Annotated in this window: 7 protein-coding genes; 3 read left to right on the forward strand and 4 right to left on the reverse strand. The window is 39.5% G+C overall.

Annotated elements, in window-relative coordinates; translation table 11 throughout:
• Positions 1-182 (reverse strand): MobA/MobL family protein (locus FTU22_RS16140; protein ID WP_180095451.1); only part of this gene is annotated, 182 nt, incomplete at its 3' end.
• A gap of 209 nt (positions 183-391) precedes the next feature.
• Between FTU22_RS16140 and FTU22_RS16145 the strand changes: the two genes are divergently transcribed.
• From FTU22_RS16145 to trbL, 3 genes are read left to right on the forward strand one after another with little or no spacing between them, the layout of a single operon-like run.
• A complete protein-coding gene (locus FTU22_RS16145) occupies positions 392-667 on the forward strand; it encodes a hypothetical protein (protein ID WP_004919011.1) in 276 nt (91 codons plus the stop codon).
• Positions 668-670: 3 nt separating this feature from the next.
• Positions 671-1,459, forward strand: coding sequence for an ANT(3'')-II family aminoglycoside nucleotidyltransferase (locus tag FTU22_RS16150; protein WP_005071978.1), 789 nt, complete (start codon positions 671-673; stop codon positions 1,457-1,459).
• A gap of 21 nt (positions 1,460-1,480) precedes the next feature.
• Positions 1,481-2,386: a P-type conjugative transfer protein TrbL gene (gene trbL / locus FTU22_RS16155; protein WP_204832353.1), complete on the forward strand. Its 906-nt coding sequence runs from the start codon at positions 1,481-1,483 to the stop codon at positions 2,384-2,386.
• A gap of 21 nt (positions 2,387-2,407) precedes the next feature.
• Here trbL and FTU22_RS16160 read toward each other — a convergent pair whose 3' ends face one another.
• The 3 genes from FTU22_RS16160 to mobQ all read right to left on the reverse strand — a co-directional run.
• A complete protein-coding gene (locus FTU22_RS16160; RefSeq protein WP_065996352.1) occupies positions 2,408-2,641 on the reverse strand; it encodes a hypothetical protein in 234 nt (77 codons plus the stop codon).
• Positions 2,642-2,656: 15 nt separating this feature from the next.
• Positions 2,657-3,595 (reverse strand): replication initiation protein RepM, encoded by a 939-nt coding sequence (gene repM, locus FTU22_RS16165; RefSeq protein ID WP_065996348.1) that lies wholly within the window; start codon positions 3,593-3,595, stop codon positions 2,657-2,659.
• A 601-nt stretch (positions 3,596-4,196) separates the two neighbouring features.
• Positions 4,197-5,560: MobQ family relaxase (mobQ, locus tag FTU22_RS16170; RefSeq protein ID WP_180095454.1), on the reverse strand; the 1,364-nt coding region annotated here is incomplete at its 5' end.

Here is a 5,560-nt window from a genome sequence, read left to right on the forward strand (position 1 = left end):
TTTTTGGTGTTTTCAGGCGCATAGATATTTTTAAATTCTATGCCTGTTTTCTTCGTGTAATCCTGCTCTTTTCCATAGCGTTCATCTTTCAATTTTTCCCCTGATCTATATGCAGCACACGCAACAGCACTTCGACCATCTGATCGACTAATATTTTTTACTGAAAAGTGAAAAATAGCCACGATGTAAAGTCCCATTGACAAGTGTTTTTAAAAAAAAATTGAAAATTTTTTTTCGGGGTTAAGGGGTGTCCCCTTACGCACTCCAAACTTTAGTTTGGGAAAGTGCGCCCTTCGGGAAAACCCACAACAATCATATAGCAACTTGAAAGCAATGTTCAAGTGCGCTTATGATTTAGGGGGATTTCCTCTATTTGAAAGGTATGTTAAAGATGAAAATTGAGTCATTGGAACAACAAATTTCTAAGCAACAAGAGCGGTTAAAACAGTTAAAAGCTCAAAAACAAGCTGCTGTAGCTCGTGAACGTTCTAAGCAAAAAGAGTTAGAACGAAAGAATGATACAAGACGTAAGATTTTAATCGGCTCTTGTATGTTAAAAATCGTCGAAAATGACACTGTTGCTCATGAAAAGTTAATGGCTCAACTCGATAAATACTTAACCGAAAATCGAGATAGAGAATTATTTAATCTTCCATTAAAGGAGTGAGTGATGCCTGATTTAATTCAGTTAGAATATCTACAAGAAAAATTACAGCAGCTTTTAGCGGAATCATTATTTGCAATTTATCTTTATGGTTCAGCTGTTGACGGTGGTTTAGGGCCAGAAAGTGATCTTGATGTACTGGTCGTGGTCACTCAACCATTAACTTCTGCTTTACGTGAGCAGCTTGCACAAGAATTACTAAAAATTTCACAGCCTGTTGGGGAATTACAAAGGCCATTAGAAGTTACTATTTTATTAAAAGATGAGATTCAGTCTGGAATTTATCCTTTAAGTTATGAAATGCAATTTGGTGAATGGCTGCGTGAAGAGCTTAAAGAAGGTGGAATATTGAGCTCACAGAAAGACCCAGATATTAGTATATTGCTTAGAAAAGCGAGATCTCATCATACAGTTTTATTTGGGCCAGCTTTAAACCAATGGGCACCTGAAATTTCTGATCAAGAACTATGGCAAGCAATGTCTGACACTTATCCCGAAATTGTAGCGCATTGGGATGAGGATGCAGATGAAAGAAACCAGATTTTAGCTTTATGCCGGATCTATTTTAGTTTAGTGATGAAGGATATTGCTTCAAAAGACAATGCTGCACGATGGGTTATGTCTCAGCTTTCTGATGAGCAGAAATTCGTATTGCAGCGACTTATACAGGAATATAGAGGGGAAATCGGCAAACAAAATTGGCAAGAGGAGCATTATGCTTTGCAGCCTATTGTCAATTTTTTGAGTTCAAAAATTGAAGAGCAGTTTGAGCAGAAAAGAAATCTGATCACATAATAATTTTTTGATTCTGGCTTTATGTCATGGCTTTTGATGAACTCAGCAACGTTCGCTGAAGCGATTGTAAATAGCTTCAGGCAGGCTGCATCTACCGCCAGTGGCTACAGTCTGCTTACACCCTCAGATTTTTTTGTGAACGGCTGGAAGATCGTCCAAGAGATTTTAAACTCGGTAAGTGCTTGGTCGCCTATTGATTCATTGGGGATGCTGATTGCTTCAATCATTATCATGATTGCATTTGCCTTGATTTGTGCGTTCTTGGTTTTGGCGTTGGTTGAAATGTATATCGTGGTGTCAGCTAGTGTCTTAATGATGGGGTTTGCAGGTTCGCAATGGACGAAAGACTATGCCTTGAAAACTATTCAATATGCTGTTTCAGTCGGTGCAAAAATATTTATCTTACAATTGATTGCAGGTCTTGGACTTACTTTTATCCAAGAGTGGGCTACGGGCTTTAATGTTGAAGACAATGTAAGTTTGGTCGGTATGATTGGCTGTAGTGTGGTACTGCTGGCATTAACCAAAATTGTGCCTGATATGCTCCAAGGTGTGATTAACGGTTCATCTATTGGAAGTGGTGCTGCTTTAACTTCTGCCCTACGTGCTGTGGCTGCTGCGACAGCTGGCGCTGCTGCTGGTGCAGCTGGTGCGTCTATGGCTACAAAAGGCGCTGGAGCGTTGGCAAGTGAACAGCTTAAAACGGCTCAAGCAACTGGCACAGGCCCATCGAGTGCAATGGGTAAAGCTGGTTTTATGGCTGGTAATATGGCCATGAATATGAGTTCTGCTTTAAAAAGTGACCTTGGTAGTCGTTTAAGTGGTTCTACGACTGGTGGACGTATGGCTGGCTCGATGATGAATAAAGCAAACGAGCTACGGTCAAAACGATCTAAAAGCAATCAGGATGAAAACACTATCTCATAGGGCGAGACAGATTTTTTCTGATTATTCGCATTTGTTTAGTTGTTGTTTTATACGCTCAATCCTTGTAATAAGACCATCCACACAACTTTGATGACGTTCATAAAGTGGGTGGTCTTTATTCTGCCAGTTATCCAATATTTCTTTGGCTTCGATGTACTCTTGTTCTAGTTTGTATAGTTGACCTTTCAGTCCAAAATTATCTTTATTCCAGATAGCTAATAGCTCGGTTTCACTTAGTTTTGATAAATCAGTCATTAGTAATACTCCCATTTAACCTTTAAAATCTGTTTCTGTTCGCAATGCCTTGAATATGCGTTTTGCCGTTTCTTCTCGCACACTGGACGGGTCACGTAAAATATTGGCAATCCATATTGCAAATGCTTGATAGTCCTTATTCCCTGCTAGGTCGCTGATACTGTGGACTTTAGACAATACTGAGCTATAAGTATTTATCTGACTGTCTGACAAGTTGCAGAACATATCAACCGTGCTTGGATCTCGTTCATGGTTGATTGTTTTAGGCTTGGATTTCTGTTTAAAGCTGAATGAAAACCCAATGATTGAACGTCCTCGCTTATGTTGCTCGTATTCTGCCTTAATGTCGGTATGGTCGTTAATTTGTTGAATAGCAGGCTCTAATACTCGTCTTTTAAACGATTCCATCCGTTGATGCTCTGTGTCCAATACACCAAGTCTTGACCTCAATTCCTTAGTTTCAAGCATTGATACTTTCCCAGTGCTACGCCATGCAATTAGTAGTTCATATAAACGTATGGCATAGGCACTCGTTAGGCTACTTACCTGCTCCAGTTCATAACTGGTGAAATGCTTCTCTAGGTTGGTGATCAGTGGCACAACATCATCTGAAAACCTGATACGGACAAGGGCTTCATTTTCAACATAGGACACACGCTGTACCCATCGGCTCATAACATTCTCAAGATTGCCTTTAGCCGTTAATTTTTGGTAACTAAAGCGACGCTCAAACAAGTTTTTGCAAGCATCCTTTAAGACTTTGTAGGCGGTGTTTCTATGGACATTGAAATGGTTAATGTAGCTTTCTGCATGGATAGTTAAATCACGGTCACTAGGGATATTAGACTCCCTCGCCTCCAGTATTGCTAAAAGGATTAGGCGTTGTTCTGCAAGGTCTAAATTATAACTGGCATTGATCAGCGCATTATCCTTAACGACTAGGTCTTTTTTCATACATAGCAACTTATTCGAATTTTGTTGTTATAGCAACATTATATAACAATGTTGTAATATGCAAGATAAACGTTGCTATATTGCAAGATAAACGTTGCTATATTGCAAGATAAACGTTGCTATATTGCAAGATAAACGTTGCTATATAAAGTCTGAAACCATTGCTATATAAGGATTTCAGTCACCCTAAAAATTAAAAAAAATAAAAAAATTAAAAAAGAGGGGAGGGGTCAAAATTGCCCTATGTACTCGCTAAAGCTCGTACTTTATTGAAGCTCGCAAGCTCGCTTCGAGGGGCAATTTTTCGGTTAATCCTGTTTGTGAAATCTAAAAGCAAAAGCAACTATGAATTCGCTTCGCTCATAAGGCTTTATGCTCGCTTCGCTCGGTCTAGGTGCAGATTTCAACATGAAAATATAGATTTTCTAGGGTTCAAGTCATTTAAAAGCGGTTTTTCAGAGGGTCGAGGGTCGAATATTGCTAGTTCGCTCGTAGACACTCGCTCTGTAAAACCATGTATTGTTTAGATAATTTTAATAAACACCAAAAAGAATAGGTATATCTATGGTGCAAAATCATATATTTTGCACCATAGATATACCTATCTTGAACGTGGTCTATTCCGCTTTTCGGCTTCAAGCATCTTGTTGGCTTCTTCATGCTTACCTTGTTCACGCAAGGCTTTACGTGCAAAAAATGCCTGTTTTTCTTGTTCTTGTATGGCTTTGGCTTCTTGTTTTCGTTTTTCCTGTTCGGCTAACTTCCGTTGTTGTTCTCGCTCAAGATAATTTCTTGCTCGGTCATATTTAGCTTTTAGGTTTGGATTAGCCTTGTTTACAGTCAGTTTTGCCCGATCTGTATAGCGTTCAGGCTCAAATCGAGGGGAGTTATTCCTCAATTCTCGTTCTTGTTCTTCCAGCTGGTTCAACTGCTTCTGAATTTCAGCATTTGCTGTATCCCATTTTCCGCCAAAAAACAGGGGTCTTTTTCCTAGTTCTTCTTTTTGGTGTTTAATATCGCTTTTAGATAGCTCTATTTGCTCCAAAACAGCGTTTATTTGCTCGATTTCTGTTTTTTGGATAGATGACGCTATGTTTTTCGCTTCTGTGGCTATAGCGTCGTTATATTGCGAAATAACGCTATATGCAATTTTGGTTAATTCTTCAGGGGAACGTTGTTCCTGGTCTTTTTCTTTTTGGCGTTGTTCCTGGTCTAAATTTTCCCTGGTCTGTTCCAAGTCATGAACAAGGCGTTCTGTGGCTAAAATTTCTTGCTCAAGTCCTTTAATTAATTGGCGTTCTGTATTTCTAGCCTTAATCGCATCGTTACTTAAACTGATTTCAGTGTCCTTGCCCTGTCTGCGAAGTTGGGTAATTGTAGAACCCTCATGCTGTGTGGCTTCTAAATCTAAACCTTGCTCTTTGTAGCTGCGGTGATCGACACGCTCATGGCTGCCAACCTGTTCAAGAAATTGATTGCAGAGTTCCGCAAACTGTTGTCTCCAGTGTTCGACTTCTTGTTTGCCGTTGTCGTTAAATTCTCTCGTTTTTTTATCAAGGTCGCCTTGTTGGTTAATGCTGCGTGTAGTGAGCATGATGTGGGCGTGATAGTTGCGGTCATCACTTCCGCCTGCGGTATGTGGGGCATGAATGACTGCATCAACAACGACCTTATGACGTTCTACAATTTTTCCGCATAGCTCATTGAGCATCTTCTCTCGTTGTTCTTGGTTTAATTCACAAGGAAATGCAACTTCAAATTCTCTTGATAATTGAGAGTTTTTTCTAGTTTCAATGGTTTCGACCGTATTCCAAAGCGTTTCCCGATCTAATAATTCTTTTTTGGTGTTTTCAGGCGCATAGATATTTTTAAATTCTATGCCTGTTTTCTTCGTGTAATCCTGCTCTTTTCCATAGCGTTCATCTTTCAATTTTTCCCCTGATCTATATGCAGCACACGCAACAG

The sequence above is a fragment of the Acinetobacter sp. YH12076 genome (genome assembly GCF_013419525.1).
GTDB lineage: Bacteria > Pseudomonadota > Gammaproteobacteria > Pseudomonadales > Moraxellaceae > Acinetobacter > Acinetobacter amyesii.

Excerpts from the sequence above, each read along its gene's own strand:
- repM (WP_065996348.1), bottom strand. The coding sequence starts at position 3,595 with ATGAAAAAAGACCTAGTCGTTAAGGATAATGCGCTGATCAATGCCAGT.
- trbL (WP_204832353.1), top strand. The coding sequence starts at position 1,481 with ATGTCATGGCTTTTGATGAACTCAGCAACGTTCGCTGAAGCGATTGTA.
- FTU22_RS16150 (WP_005071978.1), top strand. The coding sequence starts at position 671 with ATGCCTGATTTAATTCAGTTAGAATATCTACAAGAAAAATTACAGCAG.
- FTU22_RS16145 (WP_004919011.1), top strand. The coding sequence starts at position 392 with ATGAAAATTGAGTCATTGGAACAACAAATTTCTAAGCAACAAGAGCGG.
- FTU22_RS16160 (WP_065996352.1), bottom strand. The coding sequence starts at position 2,641 with ATGACTGATTTATCAAAACTAAGTGAAACCGAGCTATTAGCTATCTGG.